Here is a 19,380-nt window from a genome sequence, read left to right as displayed (position 1 = left end):
AGGCTTTGTCCTGACGATTTTTTTGGTAACTAAATTGATTAAATTAAACAACCTAAATTTTTCATACGATAAGCAAAACAAAATTTTAACAGATATTAATCTCACTATTCCCACTGGAGAACTTTCATTATTAGTTGGTCCAACCGGCTGTGGCAAATCTACGTTATTAAAAATTCTAGCAAATTTATATCCGGAATTTGCGGGCCAATTAAGCGGCAGCGTTAATTTAGGCGGATTAAAATCGGCTATGATGTTTCAAAATGCCAGTGAACAGTTTACGATGACAACACCGCGAGAAGAAATTATTTTTGCACTTGAAAATCTTTGTCTTAATAAAACGCAGTATACAAAACGTTTAAATGAAGCTGTTCAGTTTACACAAATTGATTATTTGCTTGATCAAAAAATTAATACAATGTCTGGCGGCGAGCAGCAAAGAGTTGCTTTAGCTGTACTTGTTGCGATGAATGTCGATCTTTTTTTACTTGATGAACCCTTTGCCAGCTGTGATCCAGCCGCTCGCAAATTCTTAATTGCTAAATTAGCTCACCTGCGCGATCAGGGGAAAACAATTATTTTAAGTGATCATGTATTAACTGACTATGAAGGCCATTGTGATAACCTGTTTCAATTTCAAGGTAAAGATTTGGTGCAACTTTCTGCTAGTGAAAAAGAAAAACTGCTGCAAAAAAATACGGAATCCGTTTCTTATAAATTTGCCTTACCTGAAGAAAATAACGAAATTTGCTTTAAACTCAAAAATACAGAGATTACACAAAATCGTTTGCTTTTAGAGCAGGAACACCTAAATATCTTTTCTGGTAAAACTACTCTTATTACTGGAGCAAACGGGGTTGGCAAAACGTCACTTTTTAACGCACTGACCAAAATGATCCCATATGCAGGCAGTTTAACTTATCACAAGCAGGAAATCAGTAAATTATCAGCTCGCAAGTATCTCCTTAAAGTAGGGCAAATTTTTCAAAATGCGACCGATCAGTTTATCAACGTTTCCGTTGCGGATGAAATCAATTTAAGCAAAAAGCAACGAACCAATAATTATTTCACTGATGACAGGATAAATGAGGCTTTAGCCACCCTTAAGCTTGATTCACTGCTCGATCACGTGGTTTATTCATTATCTGGCGGGCAACAAAAGAAACTGCAAATTTTACTAATGTTGATCTCCGATCAGGATGTATTGCTAATTGATGAGCCCCTTAATGGGTTAGATGCGGACTCCGCTACCAAGGTGATGGCTTTATTAAAAGAAAGTCAGAAAGCACGCAGTCAAACGCTTTTAATTATTAGTCATGAACTAAGGAATCTGGCAGATTGGTGTGACTATCACCTCATCTTTAAAGACCAGCATTTAACCTATGTGAATAAATGAGGTGTGATCATGAATCCCAGTTTTAAATTTTTTCTAGCACTGATTATTTCGATAGAAATATCTCTTAAATCAAGCTTGTTAACCAATCTTTTAATCATCTTTTTTTCCATAATTTATCTAATCTACAAACACATCAAAGTAAAGAATCTGCTTTTAACTTTATTAATGCCTTTAATTGCTGCATTTACGGTTTTTGCTACTTTATATTGGTTTGCACCTCAGCCTAATTTGCAAAATGCACTGAGTTTATCCAGTCGTATTTACGTCTATACGCTGACTATCTACTGTGTAGCAATAGGAACTACTGCCACGGAATTAGCACGTTCTTTTGAGCAGAATTTTCATTTACCCAGTAAGTTTGCCTATGGAGTTTTAGCCGCCCTAAACATCGTCCCCAGAATGAAGGAAGCAGTTAAACAAATACGCACTGCCGGCATGATGAGGGGCGTTTACTTGAGCTTTTGGTCACCTGTTTTATACTTTAAAGCTATTCTTGTTGCGCTTAATTCGGCAGAAAACTTAGCTCAGGGCATGGCATCTCACGGCTACCGTGAGAGTGCCCAGCGCTCAATTATTGCACCCGTTCCTGTTCAAAAAAGTGATTGGCTTAAGTCGATTGTTATCCTGTTTTTAGTTAACCTGGCATTATTCACATTAAAATAAAAAAGTGGACCTCCTGTGTCCACTTTTTCTTTAGCCTAATTTATTTTGCCATAGTATAGCCTGTGACATTTATTTTGACTGACTGATCTGCATTGACGAAAATCTGAGGTTTTTCAGAAGTATAATACCGTTCTGAAAATACCAGCTCACCGTCATTTATGAAAAACTCAATTGAACTGGTATCAATAAATACCTGGATTTTCAAATTTGGCTTTGGTCTTAATCTACCATAACGTCGAGAATCATCTGCCGGCTTATCAGCTCGAGTTAAAACCACTTCGTTATTCCTTTTGTTCCAAGTGAGTGTTACCAAATTTTTCTGCTTATTTTTGAGTACAAAATTAATCTCACTGCCAGACCAATTTTCAGTTTCAGCTGTCAAAAGCAATTCCAGATGCTGCGAATCGGAAACATTAATCTGCTTTAACGCAGTAATTAGCTTTTCCTCAATTACTTTTTCTTGCCGCAGCTGTTTTAATTCTTCAATGGGTTTCATATACAGCTGATTGTTCTTTAAAGTTAATTCTCTGGGCACGGTTAAAGCACCACACCAACCATCAGCCTGTTCGGGAAAATCTGCGTGCCACATATCAAGCCAGCCCAAGACAATGCGCCTATTATCATGCGTTAACATGGTTTGCGCTGCGTAAAAGTCGTGGCCATGATCAAGTTCTTGAAACGCTCCGTGTTCAAACTGGTTTTGGTGATAATCCATCTTGCCGATGAAATATCCCGTTTGGTAAAGATTAAGATACTTTTTACCTTTTGCTGCAATTCCCTGCGGTGAACATAACAGAACATCTTGCCCATTTAGTGAAAAAAGATCCGGACACTCCCAGGTATATCCTTCATTATCTCTTTCCTGAGAAACCGCAATTGGTCCTAAATATTCCCAGTGCAATAAATCAGTTGATTTATAAGTAATTGCACGACCCAAACCTGCCTTATCTTGACTGCCAACAATAATATAATATGAATCCCCATGTTGCCATACTTTCGGATCACGAAAGTGCTGTGAGTTATCAGCCGGTGGTACGGCAATCACTGGATTACCACTGTATTTTGTAAAATGAATACCATCATCACTATATGCAACATTTTGCGTTTGGCAAAAACGGCTGTGATCATTCACATCATAATAATGATTACCAGTATAGATCAGATATAAACGGCCATCTTTTGCAATCGCACTGCCGGAATAACAGCCATTGTCATCTTCAGGGCTGTCTGGTGTCAGCGCAATTGGTAGTTCTTCCCAGTGAATCAAATCTTGACTGCGATAGTGTCCCCAATGCATTGGTCCTCTTTCAGATGAATAGGGATAATACTGGTAAAAAATATGGTAGTAGCCTTGATAATACGAAAAGCCATTAGGATCATTCATCCATCCGGAAGGCGTTGAAACGTGATAATTAAGGCGATAACGCTCGTTGGTAATTTTTGCTGGAACCCGCATTTTTGTTTCTTCCTTATATTTATAAATTTCAGTTCACTTACTTGTTTAATTGCAAAATTAAATTGCCGTGATTTACTTCTGTATCCTTGTTCTTGATGGCAAAGCCATTTTTATATTCGGGGAATAATACCATGACGGTAGTTTGTTTACCAGCTGCTTGAATAGCTTTTAAATCCATCTTAGCCAAGGGATCGCCTGCTGCAATTTCTTGACCATCTTTTACTAAAATTGTGAAACCTTTGCCACCTAAATCAACAGTATCAATCCCCATATGCAATAATATTTGTACACCATTTTCACTCTTTAAGGTAATTGCATGCTTAGTCGGGAAAACAGATACTACTTTTCCATTAACGGGTGCAAAAATGTCACCGGTAGTCGGCTGAATAGCAAAACCATCTCCAACTAATTTTTGGGAAAAAGTTTCATCATTAACTTTTTCAAGGGGTAAATACTCACCATCAACAGGTGCTAAGACAGAATTATCATCAGTAGCAACTAGTATTTTGCTTTCTTTGTGGTCCACTCTTCTTTTGTTTTCCGGTAATATCGGTTTAAATTTATTCCAAACCAGAATAAAAATAATTGGCAAAACAAATGCAATGAGGTTACCAATAACATACGGTCCAATCGGTCTGGCAACCGTTAAACCGGGAAGTACAGTAAGACCCTGTGCTAAACCTTTAACATTTAACAACTTCATGTAAACTCCGCCAAATCCAGCTCCCAGAAACGAACATACGAAAGGCACAATACTGTATTTAAGATTAACAGCAAAGATAGCGGGCTCAGTAATTCCGACTAACGTAGGGATAAAACTGGAAATAGCAATATCACGATCTTTGGATTTTTGCTTTAAAATTAAGTACATCCCAATACAGCCACCACCTTGGGCAATAATGGAAACTGACCAAATAGGTTGAATATAATCAAATCCTGTCTGTACAATTAAATTAGCTTCAATTCCCTGGATAGCTTGATGCGTTCCAGTTACCACTAACGGTTGCAAACCTGCAGCAAAGACAAAGGCACCAAAAGCACTCATTTTCATATAAAGGAAATTAATAATGCCGCCTAAAATATTCCCAATCCAGAGACCAAGAGGTCCAAAAATTAGAAATAGTGATAAATTGGCCGCCAGCAAAGTAACAGCAGGCACGAGTATATACGAAACAACCTGAGGTATATATTTAGTAGCTATTTTTTCAACCTTGGCCTGAAACCACGCAGTTAAAATTGCCGCAAAGACACCGCCTTGAAAACCGACAGCAGCTATTTTTAGACCAAACAAATTCCAGTATGCTGGATGAACTTGTCCCAAGACAAAAGCATTTCTATCGGCCAAATCAGGTGAAATCATGACAAAGCCGACTAGTATCCCCAAAATTGGATTACCACCAAAGCGCTTAGTGGCTGAATACATTACTAAAACGGGCAAAATTTTAAATGTAGTGGCAATAACATTTAAAAATTTACAAAAATCGCCCACATACGCACTCTGCTGGGCCAGTGACTTGGTTATACCAAACATGCCCGGAGTAGCAAGCAGTGATCTTAAGCCTAAGATCATAGCAGCGCCAATAAAAGCTGGAATTATAGGAATAAAGATATCGCCAAAAACTTTAAATGCTTGCTGAAATTTATTTTTGTTTTTGATACCTTCATCTTTAATTTGATCGACTGATACTTCTTTAGTCCCAGAGATTTTTACAAAAGCATCATAAGCTTGTTCTACTGCTCCCGGACCAAATACTATTTGCAGTTGCCCGCTGTTGTATATTACTCCTTTAGTGCCCTCAATGTTATTAAGGGCATCTTGGTCGGCCTTATTAACATCTTTTAAAACTAGCCTTAACCTGGTAACGCAGTGGGTTGCACTAACTACATTATCTGCACCACCAACATTTTTTAAAACTTCTTGTGCAATTTTATTATAATCTGCCATTTATTTTGTTCCTCTTTTATCATTTACGATAATCATTGGAAAATTCAATTTGTTCAAGTCGAAGCGTTCCGTTAGTTACGGTCACACTTAAAGTATGACCGAACTTGTGGTAAACGCGAGCATTTAACGCAGTACCATTTAGATAAATCGTTAGGATATTATCATCCACAATTACTTTTAGATCATATACTTTACCAGCCTTTAAATCGATTGGTCTGTTAAGTCCTTTATTCATCATTTGGTACCATCTGTAACAAGGATTTTTATCCAAAGTTAAGTAGTTCTCATCCAAATTAAATCTAAACTCATAAGATTCATCTGTTACAGGATTTCGGTAAAGTCGAATAGAAAAATCACTAACAGATTTGCTAAAACTGATTTTAGTATGGAGATAAAAGTGTTCTCCCGTATCTTCAATAAGTTCTTTTTCTTCAAGAGTGTCTTTGGTTTGCAATTGCTGCGACGCAATTGCTGTTTTATTTGCAAAAGCTGCACAAATTTCTGCAACAGGACGCACACCCAGCGTATTATCCGCACGTTGGTAAATTTCTTGCGGTACAAAAGTACCGCCCCATTCATAATTGTTCATATCATTCAGGCCAACTTTAGTGGGAACCCAGCCAAAGAGTACTCGGCGCTTGCCGTCAAAAGCTGTTCTGGCAGCATAATAAGCTCGACCGTCAAAAGCTTCATCTTTAGGTTTGAGCCACGGACCATTCAGGCTTTTACTCATCCTGTAAAAGACCTTGTTTTTGACGCTATATTCTGAATAAAGCAGATACCACCAGTCACCCATTTTAAAAAGCTGCGGCATTTCAAACATGGTATATAAATTTGGAGCCCAGAAGTCACCCTCAAAGTGCCAATTTTCGAGGTCTTTTGAAGTATATTTGACAAGTCTTCCAGTCAACTGATGCTTATCTTGACCTTTACGCGCTCCTAAAATCAACAGGTATTCCTTTTTGGTATCATCATAAATGACTGATGGATCACGCCAATTACGGTTATCATAGCCGGGTTGTGGCTCAAGCTTTAAAGCATTCTTTGATTTCGTCCAGTGAATAAAGTCTTTGCTGGTGGCGTGCAGTAAGATTTGCGATGTCTTTCCTTCTTTTAAAAATTCCTTATTAAAACCTGTATAAAAGGCATGAATAGTATCTTTAGCTTTAAAAACAGACCCAGCATAAACAAATTGGTCCCAGTCTTGATTGCTGCCCCGCTTTAATACTTCCCCATAATCTTGGTAGTGCACAAAGTCTGTGGTGGTTGCCAGCGACCAGCCAAACGGATCAGTAATTGGGCCATGAATCCGTTTATCTCGTTGATGGTAAATATAAAACTTACCATCCTGAGCGTAAGGCATAATATCTCCCACCCAAACGTCTTTAGGTTGATAATAAATTTGTTGATTATTAGTCGACTTTAAATCCATCGTTTCCTCCTTGTTAGCACTTACATTTACTATTGAATATACTGCAACCCGTTACATATGTCAACCGGTTACATATATAAAATAAAAAAACCAGTTAAAAAAACTGGCTATTATTACACTGTGTGGCCTATATAAAGGCTTACAGGAAGGTCAAGGCAATCTGATTCTTTTTTACCGTTAATTTTATTTATTAATTTTTCCGTTGCTACTTGTGCTATTTGACCAATTGGTTGTCTGATTGTTGTTAATCTGGGATTATATAATAAAGTTTGCTTTGCCCCATCAAAGCCGATAACTTTGACATCTTCCGGTACTCTTTTACCATGCATCTCTAGATAAAAAATAGCTAGTGAAGCTAATAAGTCATCTCCAGCAAAAATGCCATCGATTTGGGGATGTTTCTGCAAATAATTTTCAATAGTTTCTTTCTTTTTAGCAGCACTCCACACAAATGGGACTTCCAGAACATTTTCAGGTAAATTATTCTTTTTCATCAAATCTAAATATGCAGTTGAGCGATCGTTAGCCGGCAATTTGACCGAACTATCGCCCCTAATATCCAGTATTTGCTTACACCCATGGTCAATTAACAATTGCACCGCCATTTTGCCACCAGCATAATTATCACAGGCAACAGTTGTAGTATTTTCTCCCAAGTCACGATCAATAGCAACTATGGGCAATTTAGAATTTTGATAGCCGGAAACATGCTTATTATGCGTGCCAACAATAATGCCGTCTACTTGATTTTTACGGAGCATTGTCAAATAAGCAATTTCTTTTTGGGGATTATTTAGACTGTTGCAAAGAAGCATTTTGTAGCCCTTTTGAGACAACAAATATTCAATATCCTGTATTAATTCAGCTTGAAAAGGATGAACATTTGACGGAAAAATGACACCGACTGTATATGTTCTTTTTTGATAAAGCGCACGAGCCAAATCGTTGGGATAATACTCTAATTTTTTCATAGCTGCCTGGACTTTATCACGAGTTTCTTTACTAATATAGCCCCTATTATTTAAAACTCGCGAAACCGTGGCAGTAGAAACTTGTGCTTCTTCAGCAACTTCGCGGATTCCAATTTTTTTCATACTAAAATTCCATCCTAAATATAATTTTAAAAATTAATCCTATGCACTTTATAAAATGCCACTTAGTTTACTTATGATAAGGACTGCCACTATTAATCATAAAGCCGCGATAAATTTGTTCAATTAAAACGACCCGCATTAACTGATGTGGCAAAGTCAACTTGCCAAAACTCAGCAGATCATTGGCCCGCTGGTTTACTGCTGGACTAGTACCTAAGCTGCCACCAATTACAAAAGTTAAATCAGAATGCCCATAAGTTGCCAAATCCCTTAGTTCACGAGCAAACTCTTCACTACTGCGCTGTTTACCCTTAATTGCAGTTACAAAAACGTATTCTTTGTCTTTAATTTTATTCAGGATCCTTTGCCCTTCGACTTCTTTGACATTATCCTGTTCTGCTTGACTAAACTTTTCCGGTGTCTTCTCATCGGCCACTTCAACCACCTGCACTTTGGCAAATCTACTCAGCCTTTTTTGGTATTCAGCAATCGCATCTTTAAAATATTTTTCTTTTAACTTGCCTACGCAAACAATTTTAATATTCATAATAGCTATTTTATCCCCCAATTCCCAAAGTTTCCACCTACTTTTTCCACAGCTGTGTAAAGTTCAAAACTACATTTTGTGGTTTTGACCTTTAGTAAGCGAACAAATTGTGTTTTGCAAATTTTTTGGTATTTATCATCCTTAACTTACCCACATACAGATTTTTCATAGTAGCTTTTCACAAACTTTTGGACCTCAAATACTGCTGTTAAGCCTTGAACAACTGTTTGTACTAATTAAATTTCACTATTATTTACACACAATTCACAGGTTGTCCACAATAAGTCCCAACCGTTTTTGCGCAGTTTATGCACAATCCACAAAGTTATCCACAGTTGTCAACAAAATTTTTAGCTATGTTTTTTGCTTGACAGCATTAAATTGCGAACTTTTTTATGTTTCCCATTATTAATGTTAATAAAAAGGCTACACTTATGTTTAGAATCGCATAGTATAGCCTTTTTATCACTTAATTCTAGAATATTATTTGCTTAATCAGATTGTAATTTTACGCGTAAATTAATCTCTTTACCGTTACGGTTAATGGTCAAATTGATGGTATCTCCGACTTTGTGATTATACAAAATGCTGTGTAACGAAGCCACATCTGACACAGACTTGTTGTCAACTTTGATAATCACATCACCAGTTTTAATTCCTGCCGCAGATGCTGCACTGTGCTTAGAAACCGAAGCAATGTAAATGCCATTTTTCAAATTAGACTTAATGTTAAGTTGCTTTCTGTTGCTAGAAGGTATGCCTTGCAAAGCAATCACTTTAACACCTAGCTGCGGACGGACAATCTTGCCTTTTTTAACCAGTTGATTAACTATAGTTACCACTTCATTTGATGGAATAGCAAAGCCCATGCCTTCAACCGATGTGCCGTCACTTGATTGTGAAAGCTTCATTGAGTTGATGCCAATGACTTGGCCTGCAGAATTGACTAGGGCACCACCCGAATTACCCGGATTAATAGCGGCATCCGTTTGAATAACTGTCTGCTGATTAGCAGAAGAAGTAGTGATACTCCGTGCCGGAGCCGAAACTATTCCTTGAGTAACCGTAGAAGCGTATTCGCTACCAAGAGGAGAACCAACTGCAATTACCGTTTGACCGGCCTGTAAACTCTTAGAATCGCCAAATTCAGCTGTTTGGGTTACATAGCTGCTATCAATGGAAAGAACAGCTAAGTCTGTTGTAGCATCCGTACCTACAATACGTGCATTAACTGTTTTGCCATTGGACAGCATGACTTGCACTTTGTCACTGCCAGAAACAACGTGATTATTAGTTACAATATAGCCTTTATTGCCAGATCTCTGGTAGATTACGCCTGAGCCCTCGCTATAGGTCTGCAATTTTCCCTTGCCTTTATTGTCATTATCGTCATCGCCAAAAATATCGAAAATCGAGTTGCTGCTGCTTGATTGCCGTTTCATATTAATAACTGAAACCACAGCACCTTTGACATCATTATAAGCTGGCGTCATTGTTCCGCTGGTTTTGGCACTATTTCTGGAAGTCTTGGCACTATTTGAACTAATACTAGTTTCAGCATTATTATTCATATTAGCGTTATTAATTTGATCTAAGGCCACATATGAAGCACCACCACCGATTAATCCGGCAACAACACCAACAATAGCAGTTTTCATAAAACCATGCTGCTGATGACCAGAGTTTTGATTATTCATCATTTAATCTCCTTTACACATCTTTTTACTATACTAACAAATCTTGAAAAAAGATAAAAAGTTTCCTTAAATTTGTACTAAATTAGTTGGCTGGATCGGATCGGTCAGAACAATTTTAACATCACTCGGCAAGTTAGCATCCCCGTCAACCATTATTTTTTTAGCAGCATTATAAGCCAATTTTGCTGTATTATTATGCTGACTTCTATGTGCTAAAAAAATGTGTTCGGTTTTACTTGTCACTACATCGAGCAAAGCCTGACCGGCATCATCATTTGATAAGTGACCAACATCTGACAGAATACGTTGCTTTAAGCCCCAGGAATACGGGCCATTACGCAACATCATGTCGTCATAATTAAATTCCATGAGATAGGCATCCGCATCCTCGATCACGCTTTTTACTTTACGAGAGACATAGCCGGTATCTGTCAAAAAAGCGATGCGCTTACCACCACTGGTGAAAACGTAATATTGCGGCTGGGCCGCATCGTGACTAGTCGCAAATGCTGTCACATCCAAATCGCCAAAAGTCTTGGTTTGCCCCGGCTCAATAATATTAATTTGTTCAACCGGTATTTGCCCAATTTTTTGTGTTTCAGTTAAATATTCCCAAGTACCACTGTTGGCAAAAGCCGCAATTTGAGGGTAGCGACGCATTAAAACTCCCAGTCCTTTGCTGTGATCTGAATGATCATGACTTAAAAAGACCATATCAATGTCTTTAATGTCAACGCCAACTTCACTCAATAAAGTCTTAATTTTTTTACCTGATAAACCTGCATCCATTAAAATTTTATGCTGACCAGTTTCAATTAAGCTGGTGTTACCAGTCGAACCGCTGGCTAAAACAGAAACTTGCACCGCATTATCCCTTCCTAATTTTTCTGTACATTAACATTATATGAGCTGCCCTGCAAGATTTGTGCTGTAAATGCATTAACTCTTTTAACAGTGATGTTCTTAGTAGTTTTATTTTCAACTTGAATTAACCATGTAGGTAATAAAATTGTGCTGCCACGAACATCTGTCAATCTAGAATAGCCTAAACTAACCCGCATTACCCGTGAATTGTTGGCAATTTCCCTGTCAGTATACATGGCCTTAACAGCATGCCACGCACTGATAATTAACTGCGGTTCTCGAACTGCTTTAATAGGGCCCATATAAGAAATAGTATAGTTAGTAATTTGATTATCGCGCACATTAATTGTTAATTGCGCGTCACTGTCATAAATGCGACCGTAATCGGTATTTTGCACATAACAATAGGTATTGTCACCAGACATGCTGGGTTCAAACTTAAATGTTTTACCATAAGGAACATTTTTAGGATCATTTTTAAAATCCTCCAGCTGCTGCATATTATTTTTACGATTGCCACTGAGCAAAATCATGGATTTGGGTGTACCAGTCAAAGAATTGTCACTTTTGGAATAATGTGTAGTAACTTGTGTGAGACCACTGCTTTTACCAGAAAGATAGTCACGATTTTTAACGGCTAAATAATAGCCGGACTGTTGTTTATGTGAAATATGCAATGGCACATCAATACCATCAGCACGCATCTCAGCACGAATGCTCGTTGCAGTAGAACCGGCAGTATTGCTCAAACTAATAGGCGAACGCCAAATTTCAATTCCTAAATAAATATCGATTAACAAGAAAACAATGAAAAACAACCATTCTATTCTTTTACGGTCCATCTTACTTCCCTTCTTCCGTTAATGTCTGCCTATATTTATTCAGGGCAAGAAAATCTACTTTCTCCCATTCGGCTAAACTCTTCCACTCATCATATGCTTTAACATAATATCCTGGTACTAGGTTAACCAGGTGGTCATGTGATTTGTCCTTTTCAACATTAAAGGCTACTATTATACGTTGAATTTCATTTTTTCTCATACCAGCATTTACTAATCTTTGCATCACTGCTGCGCTTGTCGGCAAAGTTTTCGTCTGCCCATCAAAAGGTATTGGAATTTGCAAATCTGTATTATTAAAATCAACTTTTACTGCATCTTCCGTGAAAGTTGTTGCAACCTGTGGACTGCTTTTATCCCAAAAGACTGGTATGCCTTCAATATAGTTAATGTAGCTTATAGAATCATTTATAGTATCAAAGTAACGCAAATCCTGCTCGCTTAAACCTAGTTTATGAACAAAATCTACGCTCTCTAGAAGCTGATCATTAAGTGATATGTCTTTGCGTTTCTCATAACGAGTATAGTGAAAATCGTGTCGTTCAGTTTTAGCCTTAGGGACACGCAAATTGGTATAGTAATTTAGCGAGTATGTAGTCCAACCCTTTTTATTGGAGCGGGTTGTCACGTTAGTAGTACCAAGGAGCCGAGATACAAAATATGAATCAGTTTGGGTATTAGTAAGGTAGCTGTATATTTTCCAATGGTCTTGCTTAGTAAAGAACACTTCATAACAATTTTTTAAACGTACAAACTCCACCGGAACTCTGCCTTGAGCCCTGCTGGCATAATTGCGTAGTTTAGAAAAATTGCCTTTAATTAAATGAACCCGGTAAACGGTGAAAGTCTTATCGTTTCCTAGATAAAGGTAATTATTGCTGTCTGTCACAAAAACGCGTCGAAATTGCACATCATCCTTTTTTACGTTTTTCCTAGTAAACAAGTTGATGCTAACCTCTTTAGGAAAGCTTAACTGAATACAATTTTCATCATGCAGCATTTTTTCATACTGCGTTTTACCCGTACTGATTTTATTAATACTGCGATATTTTACCCCTTTTACTTCTTTGACAAACTCCAGTGGCAAATTCTTTTTAGCATCATATAAACGATATAGCTGACCATTTCTAAAGCCATAAGAATTAGTAGGGATATACAGATTGGAAACAATGCGGTCACGCTTATTTTTTGCCTGTTCAGTTACTCTGCCCGTTTGATTAATATGATTAAAATACTGGTCATTAGTCATGATAAAAATCCAAAGAACAATTGAGAGAACGAAAACTGCTAACGTTCCCAGTAAAAGCAGCGCGTCACCGAGCTTAAATTTAGACTTCATCCCACTCATCCCCTTCGCTCATCGGTTCATAAGGCAGTGCAATATAAAAAGTAGAGCCATTGCCTTCACTACTATTTGCCCAAATATGACCATGATGTTCTTCCACAATTTCTTTAGCAATCGCAAGACCTAAACCGGTGCCTCCTTGAGCCCTTGAACGGGCTTTGTCAACACGGTAAAAGCGATCAAATATTTTAGTCAGATCTTCACGAGGAATACCTAGACCTTGATCAGCAATACTGAGAACAATCTGCTTTTGTTCAGAATGAAGTTTAACTGTGATTGTCCCACCATTAGGTGAATACTTAATTGCATTATTCATAATATTATCAATTACTTGAGCAAACTTATCAGTATCGATTTCTACCCACAATGCCTGCGTACCTAGTTCACGCTTAATAGTGTACTTTTTGTTTTCTTTTTTATCCGTTTTGACAATCATGTCAAAACGATCAAGGATATGAGCTACAAAGTCATTAAAATTAACCCATTCCACATCAACTTTAGAAACTCCTCTGTCCATGCGCGACAAGCTGAGCAGCTCGCTAATCATTCTAATCATGCGCTCGGTTTCTTCTTGTGTAACTTGCAAAAATTTAGGAGCAACATTGGGATCTTTCCAGGCCCCTTCATTTAAAGTTTCAATATAAGCATGCAGACTGGTAAGCGGGGTACGCAACTCGTGGGAGACATTAGAAACAAATTGCTTTTGCGAATTTTCATTTTTCTGTTGTTCGGTAATATCGTGCAAAACGCAAACACTACCGGAAACAAAGCCTGTCACCCTTTTAATAAGAGAAAAACTGGCATGTAAAATGACCTCGTCACGTGTTCCCTGGCCAATTGTAATCACAATTCCCTTTTGGCTGCCAATCAGATCCTGCGAGGATTCTTTCAAACCTAAAACTTCAGCAATTGGCTTATTAATAATTTCTTCTTCTGTTTGGTTTAAAAAGTTGAGCGCCATTTGGTTGACAACGTTAACATTGCCGTGCCTGTCAGTGGCAAGGACCCCATCACTCATATGGGACAGGACGCTGTCTAGTCTGCGCTGTTCACTTTCAGATTCTTCTTGCGAGCGTTCAATTCTGACAGACAATGTGTTAAAAGCCTGTCCCAATTGACCCAGCTCATCATTTGAATAGATTTTTACTTGACTTGAATAGTCACCGTCAGCAATACTAAGAGCCTGCCTTTGCATTTCCTCAATCGGTTTAGTAATCGCATGGGAGACAACTAGCGACAAAATGGCACCCATTACCGCCGCAATTAAAGAAGTAACCAAGAACATCAGTGAAATATTACGCAAATCATTGAAAACTCCCTGCATTGACGCTCGTACGTATATTGCGCCAACTATATTAGCAGAACCATTACCGGCACTTAATGGGGTAACCTGCACCATGTAGTCTCCATGATCATTAATTACTTTAGTTGCCTGTCTGCCGGTGGAAGTTACCTGCTTCACTAAAGTATTATTAACTCGTTGGCCAATACGATTTTTATCATTTAAATTTGATACTGCACGAATAATATCTTTATTATCCACCACAATAATTTCACTAATTGTGCCAATACCACTGCTATAATCGTTAACAATTCTGCTCAAGTTGCTGTCAGTATGTTTATTATCCTTTACTAACTGTGTCGACAACTGATTAGATACAATAGGCAAAACCTGAATCGAAGATTGAAAATTGTCAATACTGTTTTGCTCTAATTGACGGGTAAAATAGGCACCGATAACTTCAATTGTGGCAATAATCATCGCCATAAACACGATAGCTAAAGTGGTATTAATAGAAATAGTTAAATGTTTAAACTTATTCTTGATTTTTTTCATAGCTTTACAAAATTAAATAAAAAGAAAGCCGCGCTTGTTAAACATTGCGGGGCTTTCTTTGCTAGTCTTCATTAGGCTGTTTCACATAATAGCCAACACCGCGCCGAGTTACTAAAATCTGCGGCTGGATTGGATTATCTTCAATTTTTTCACGCAAACGGTGTACAGTAACATCGACTGTCCGGACATCGCCAAAATAGTCATAACCCCAAACAGTCTGCAAAAGATGCTCTCTGGTCATCACTTGGTCCATGTGCTGGGCTAAATAATAGAGCAACTCAAATTCACGGTGAGTCAGTTCGATTTTTTTGCCCTCTTTTTCGACAATATAAGCATCTGGCATAATGACTAAATTGCCAATAGTAATGTTTTTAGTTGAACTATCTTCACTGGCACTTTCATCTTTTTTAACGATATTGCGCCGACGCAAATTAGCCTTTACCCGCGCTACTAATTCACGGTTAGAAAAAGGCTTAGTCACATAATCATCTGCGCCCATTTCCAGACCCAAAACTTTATCAATTTCAGTATCTTTTGCTGTCACCATAATGATAGGCATATCATGAGTTTGCCTTACTTCACGTGCTACATCCAAACCGTCTTTTTTGGGTAGCATCAAGTCTAAAATCATTAAGTCAGGATTATATTCGTCAACTTTTTTGATAGCTTCTTCGCCATCATACGCAGTGTCGACGTCAAACCCTTCTTTTGTCAAATTAAATTTAATAATATCAGAAATTGGTTTTTCATCATCAACAACGAGAATTCTCTTTGACATCGAAAAGCCCCCTTTTGTGATCATTATACTGGTTTTTAGTTTATTAGCCAAAAAAGTCACCAAAATTTAATAAAAAAACTTGCATTTCAGTGAAAATAATAGCATAATAGTCTCCGTTGGTTATTTGTAATAACGCTTATGGGTGGCTAGCTCAGCTGGCAGAGCAACGGACTCTTAATCCGTGGGTCCAGGGTTCGAACCCCTGGCCACCCATTGATAATTAAAGGTAGTAATCACTTGGTTGCTACCTTTTTTGTTTGTCAAAAGACATTAAACCTTTATATAATATCAGATCATTTTTAGTTGTCAATTCGTGTTGATTTACTTTTGTTGCTGTTGAATAGTTTGATGATTTTCAATAGAAATACTGCCTTAACAGTATTTTAACTACTTATTTTATTTTGGGCTTACTTTTGCAAAATTTCAGGAAATTAGCATACAAAAGGGCAAGACTATAGCCTCTTAACCGCAAACTTTGCTTTAAGCAAAAGCTGAGTAGAATTCTTTATACTTTTTTATCCAAAAGCCTTGTCAAAAGCCAAATTAATTGTTATTATAATTAACTGTCAACAGAAATGGTGACGGGTGGCTAGCTCAGTTGGCAGAGCAACGGACTCTTAATCCGTGGGTCCAGGGTTCGAGCCCCTGGCCACCCACCATAATAAAAATAGCACTGCAAGTAGTCGGTGCTTTTTTTATTGCTTTTAAGGAGACTTTCTAGTCTCCTTTTTTGTTTTCATAATCTGCAATATCCGTCAAAATCTGTTCTGCCAGATCTTTAACACTAGCATTGGTCAGCTTGCGTTCCTGTTCACCAAGTGTATCCTGTTCAAGCCACCATTTTTCGAGATTAGCAAGTGAAAAGGGTTTTTCCTTTTCTTCATTATATTTTACGGTTTGCGCGAAAGGAACATCTAAGTAATAAACAAATGCTCCTGCACCAAATTCATGAATTATTTTAGTTAAAGCCGCGCCATAAATTCTTTTAGGCAAGATCCCTTCCAATATAATTATAGGATAGTATTGTTTGCCCCACTCAACCATTAATTCTATCAGACTGGCAGTTGGTGCCGTCTTTTTTTCCTTAACATGCAAAATATCAAGACGCAATAAGTCTTCATGCAAAAGTAAACATCTCTGGCGGCCGAAATGATTTTGCAAATAATTGGCTAAGACAGTTTTGCCACTGCCTGAATTTCCTCTAATTAAAATCAATATTGGTGTCATTGAATCTTTTTCCTTTCAATACTGGTGCTTAAAAGCTAACGCTATTATTTAAATTATATTATTAAGCTTTTACGTTTTTAATATTAGAATAATATATATAAGATATAATTAATACATCAAATTATCAAAGTAGGCAATATTAATGAAGAAAAAATGGTTAATAGGATTAAGCAGCATTTTTGTTTTATTATTAATAATAACCGTTCTGTTTCATACTTATGAACAAAAAAATTCGCATACGGCTACGGAAGAAGTCAGTTCTGGTAACATGAAAAAAACTCATTTTATAGCTACGCCTACCATTTATTTGCATGGCTATGGTGCTGGTGCTCATTCAAGTGCCGGGATGATCGCTTATGCCGAACGCCATAATGGTGCACACAAAGTTTTAACAGCTAAAATTTCCCCTGCCGGTAAGGTTGAATTACAGGGAAATTGGCCCCGTAAAACTAAAAGACCGCTTATCCAGGTAATTTTGCAAGATAACAAAAACAGTAACTATTATACAACGCGAGAGTGGTTTCACAACCTGATATTATGTTTAAAACAAAAATACCATATTAAGCAATATAATACCGTAGCTCATTCTATGGGAAATATCATGACTCTTTCTTATCAACTAAAATACGGGCAGGAGCGCAATTTGCCTCGACTAAAAAAGCAGGTCAATCTTGGTGCACCATTTAATGGTATTATTGGTTTAGATGAAAAGCCTAATCATAATTACCTGCTTAAAAATGGCAAACCAAAATACATGACCCAATCCTACCGGTATTTTTTAGCGCATCGTCATAACTTTCCAAACAATGTATCAGTATTAAATATCTTTGGCAATAAAGAAAATGGTACTAATTCTGATGATGACGTCAGTTGCGTTTCAGCCCAATCTTTACGATACTTGTTGCGCGGTAAAGTAAATTACCATGAAGTTGAAATTAAAGGTGCAGGTGGACAACACAGCAAGTTGCATGACAACTACAAAGTAGATCAGATTATTGGTCAATTTCTATGGCCTAAATAGTTGTTAATTCTATAAATAATTTTAATATTTTTTTCATAAATTATAGCGTATAATAAAAAGAAAAAGGATATATTTTAGTGACAGGAGAAACACGATGACTCCATTAATCGAAAATTTCATCTCCAAATTGGCTCTGAACTTGACATCTTTATCTCCATCAGAACAAAAATCTACGCTTGATTTCTACCGTGATTTTCTGCTCGACGGTGATTTTCAAACAAAAGAAGAAATAGTTAGAGAACTAGGAACCCCAGATGATTTGGCAAAAGAAATCAAGCAGGATTATGTTAAATTCCTAACAGCAGTTACTGCCTCTGCTAATGACCCTAATGCCAGTGATAATTATTTTAATGGATTGTGGGTTAAAAGATACCCTCGCAGAAAACGTACTATTACCCTAGAAAACTTTAATCAAGTAAAGCTGGCTGTTCACAACACCGATGTCGTCATCTATCAAGGCAGTCAGTTTCAAATAACAGTAGCAGACTACAGCAGCAGACCTGTAGAGGTAAATTTAGTCAAGCAAACGTTAGTTGTTAAAGAGGCTCCTGTTGAGGAAAAAAGCCATGTGATCATGTTCAACAGGCTCACTAATGCCAGTCGCGTGGAAATTACTGTTCCTAAAATAGATTCTTTAACTAAAATTAGCGGACATAACCACAATGGCAATATTATGTTGCAAAATCTAAGACTTAAAAGTATCGTACTTAATCTCCATAATGGTGACATATATATCAATAATGTTAGTGTCTCAGATGAATTTATTTTTTCCAGCAAAAATGCTGACTGCTTTGTTACTCAGTCAAAAATTGCTCAATTATCCAGTAAAGTTCAAAACGGAGATGGCAGTTTTAAACGCAGTATCCTTAAGCAAATAATTGCCCAAACAGATGATGGGGACATAGAAATTAACCAGTGCCATGCTAACATCAGTCTACAAGCACAAAATGGAGATATTCTGATCAGGAAAAGCCAGCTAACCGGTCAAAATAATGTTAAAAGTACGAATGGTGACTTGAAGTTAAGTCAACTTGCCCACGACATTAGCGTGCAGCTAAAGGCCAATGAAGGCGACATTATTTATCGCAATTCCAGTATTGGCAGTAGTTTTAATAGTCAAAGCATGCAAAGCGACTCGTTAAAAGCAACTCTAAGAGATGGGGATATAATCATCAAATAAAAATAAGACTCCACGGTGAGTCTTATTTTTTTGTATTATTCATCAAAAATTTTCACTTTAAG

Annotated in this window: 15 protein-coding genes, 2 tRNA genes and 2 pseudogenes; 6 read left to right on the top strand and 13 right to left on the bottom strand. The window is 37.3% G+C overall.

Annotation, left to right across the window (positions count from 1 at the left end; all coding sequences use genetic code 11):
* Positions 1-34: 34 nt before the first annotated feature.
* Together H3U49_RS05015 and H3U49_RS05010 are read left to right on the top strand one after the other, a co-directional pair.
* Positions 35-1,393, top strand: a complete 1,359-nt coding sequence (locus tag H3U49_RS05015) for an ATP-binding cassette domain-containing protein (RefSeq protein ID WP_198180167.1) — start codon at positions 35-37, stop codon at positions 1,391-1,393.
* Between the two features lie 9 nt (positions 1,394-1,402).
* The gene (locus H3U49_RS05010; protein ID WP_198180165.1) at positions 1,403-2,056 is read left to right on the top strand and encodes an energy-coupling factor transporter transmembrane protein EcfT; all 654 of its coding nucleotides are present in this window, start codon (positions 1,403-1,405) and stop codon (positions 2,054-2,056) included.
* A gap of 40 nt (positions 2,057-2,096) precedes the next feature.
* Here the strand turns inward: H3U49_RS05010 and H3U49_RS05005 are convergent, their stop codons facing one another.
* The 12 genes and pseudogenes from H3U49_RS05005 to yycF form a co-directional block, all read right to left on the bottom strand.
* Entirely contained in the window at positions 2,097-3,512 is a 1,416-nt protein-coding gene (locus tag H3U49_RS05005) for a sucrose-6-phosphate hydrolase (protein ID WP_198180163.1), read from the bottom strand.
* Positions 3,513-3,549: 37 nt separating this feature from the next.
* Positions 3,550-3,981, bottom strand: a pseudogene (locus H3U49_RS10030) (PTS glucose transporter subunit IIA); the annotation flags it as partial.
* 57 nt (positions 3,982-4,038) lie between these two features.
* A pseudogene (locus H3U49_RS05000) lies at positions 4,039-5,457 on the bottom strand (PTS transporter subunit EIIC); the annotation flags it as partial.
* A 19-nt stretch (positions 5,458-5,476) separates the two neighbouring features.
* The gene (locus H3U49_RS04995; protein ID WP_198180159.1) at positions 5,477-6,889 is read right to left on the bottom strand and encodes a family 43 glycosylhydrolase; all 1,413 of its coding nucleotides are present in this window, start codon (positions 6,887-6,889) and stop codon (positions 5,477-5,479) included.
* A gap of 113 nt (positions 6,890-7,002) precedes the next feature.
* Positions 7,003-7,983 (bottom strand): LacI family DNA-binding transcriptional regulator, encoded by a 981-nt coding sequence (locus H3U49_RS04990; protein WP_198180157.1) that lies wholly within the window; start codon positions 7,981-7,983, stop codon positions 7,003-7,005.
* A 67-nt stretch (positions 7,984-8,050) separates the two neighbouring features.
* The gene (gene rlmH / locus H3U49_RS04985) at positions 8,051-8,530 is read right to left on the bottom strand and encodes a 23S rRNA (pseudouridine(1915)-N(3))-methyltransferase RlmH (RefSeq protein WP_198180155.1); all 480 of its coding nucleotides are present in this window, start codon (positions 8,528-8,530) and stop codon (positions 8,051-8,053) included.
* 491 nt (positions 8,531-9,021) lie between these two features.
* Positions 9,022-10,230, bottom strand: a complete 1,209-nt coding sequence (locus H3U49_RS04980; protein WP_198180153.1) for a S1C family serine protease — start codon at positions 10,228-10,230, stop codon at positions 9,022-9,024.
* Positions 10,231-10,293: 63 nt separating this feature from the next.
* Positions 10,294-11,091, bottom strand: coding sequence for an MBL fold metallo-hydrolase (locus H3U49_RS04975; protein ID WP_109585719.1), 798 nt, complete (start codon positions 11,089-11,091; stop codon positions 10,294-10,296).
* A 14-nt stretch (positions 11,092-11,105) separates the two neighbouring features.
* Positions 11,106-11,933 (bottom strand): two-component system regulatory protein YycI, encoded by an 828-nt coding sequence (locus H3U49_RS04970; RefSeq protein ID WP_198180151.1) that lies wholly within the window; start codon positions 11,931-11,933, stop codon positions 11,106-11,108.
* Between the two features lies 1 nt (position 11,934).
* Positions 11,935-13,269, bottom strand: a complete 1,335-nt coding sequence (locus tag H3U49_RS04965) for a hypothetical protein (RefSeq protein WP_232347633.1) — start codon at positions 13,267-13,269, stop codon at positions 11,935-11,937.
* Positions 13,259-15,112, bottom strand: a complete 1,854-nt coding sequence (gene walK, locus H3U49_RS04960; protein WP_198180149.1) for a cell wall metabolism sensor histidine kinase WalK — start codon at positions 15,110-15,112, stop codon at positions 13,259-13,261. The genes H3U49_RS04965 and walK overlap by 11 nt, the downstream gene beginning before the upstream one ends.
* A 61-nt stretch (positions 15,113-15,173) precedes the next feature.
* Positions 15,174-15,890 (bottom strand): response regulator YycF, encoded by a 717-nt coding sequence (gene yycF / locus H3U49_RS04955; protein WP_198180148.1) that lies wholly within the window; start codon positions 15,888-15,890, stop codon positions 15,174-15,176.
* A gap of 140 nt (positions 15,891-16,030) precedes the next feature.
* Here yycF and H3U49_RS04950 point away from each other — a divergent pair.
* Together H3U49_RS04950 and H3U49_RS04945 are read left to right on the top strand one after the other, a co-directional pair.
* Positions 16,031-16,103, top strand: a tRNA-Lys gene (locus H3U49_RS04950).
* 370 nt (positions 16,104-16,473) lie between these two features.
* Positions 16,474-16,549 (top strand) — tRNA-Lys (locus H3U49_RS04945).
* Positions 16,550-16,607: 58 nt separating this feature from the next.
* On the opposite strand, the gene H3U49_RS04940 is transcribed toward H3U49_RS04945, so the two are convergent.
* Positions 16,608-17,117 carry a zeta toxin family protein gene (locus H3U49_RS04940; RefSeq protein WP_198180147.1) on the bottom strand — a complete coding sequence of 170 codons (510 nt, stop codon included), beginning with the start codon at positions 17,115-17,117 and terminating at the stop codon, positions 16,608-16,610.
* Between the two features lie 142 nt (positions 17,118-17,259).
* Between H3U49_RS04940 and H3U49_RS04935 the strand changes: the two genes are divergently transcribed.
* Both H3U49_RS04935 and H3U49_RS04930 read left to right on the top strand, forming a co-directional pair.
* Positions 17,260-18,138 (top strand): alpha/beta hydrolase, encoded by an 879-nt coding sequence (locus tag H3U49_RS04935; RefSeq protein ID WP_198180146.1) that lies wholly within the window; start codon positions 17,260-17,262, stop codon positions 18,136-18,138.
* A 94-nt stretch (positions 18,139-18,232) separates the two neighbouring features.
* Positions 18,233-19,318 (top strand): DUF4097 family beta strand repeat-containing protein, encoded by a 1,086-nt coding sequence (locus tag H3U49_RS04930; RefSeq protein WP_198180145.1) that lies wholly within the window; start codon positions 18,233-18,235, stop codon positions 19,316-19,318.
* Positions 19,319-19,380: the final 62 nt, after the last annotated feature.

The sequence above is a fragment of the Lactobacillus sp. W8174 genome (assembly GCF_016100975.1).
Lineage (GTDB): Bacteria > Bacillota > Bacilli > Lactobacillales > Lactobacillaceae > Lactobacillus > Lactobacillus juensis.
The sequence above is the reverse complement of the archived record's forward strand: the minus strand, read 5'-3'. Positions and strand labels throughout refer to the sequence as shown.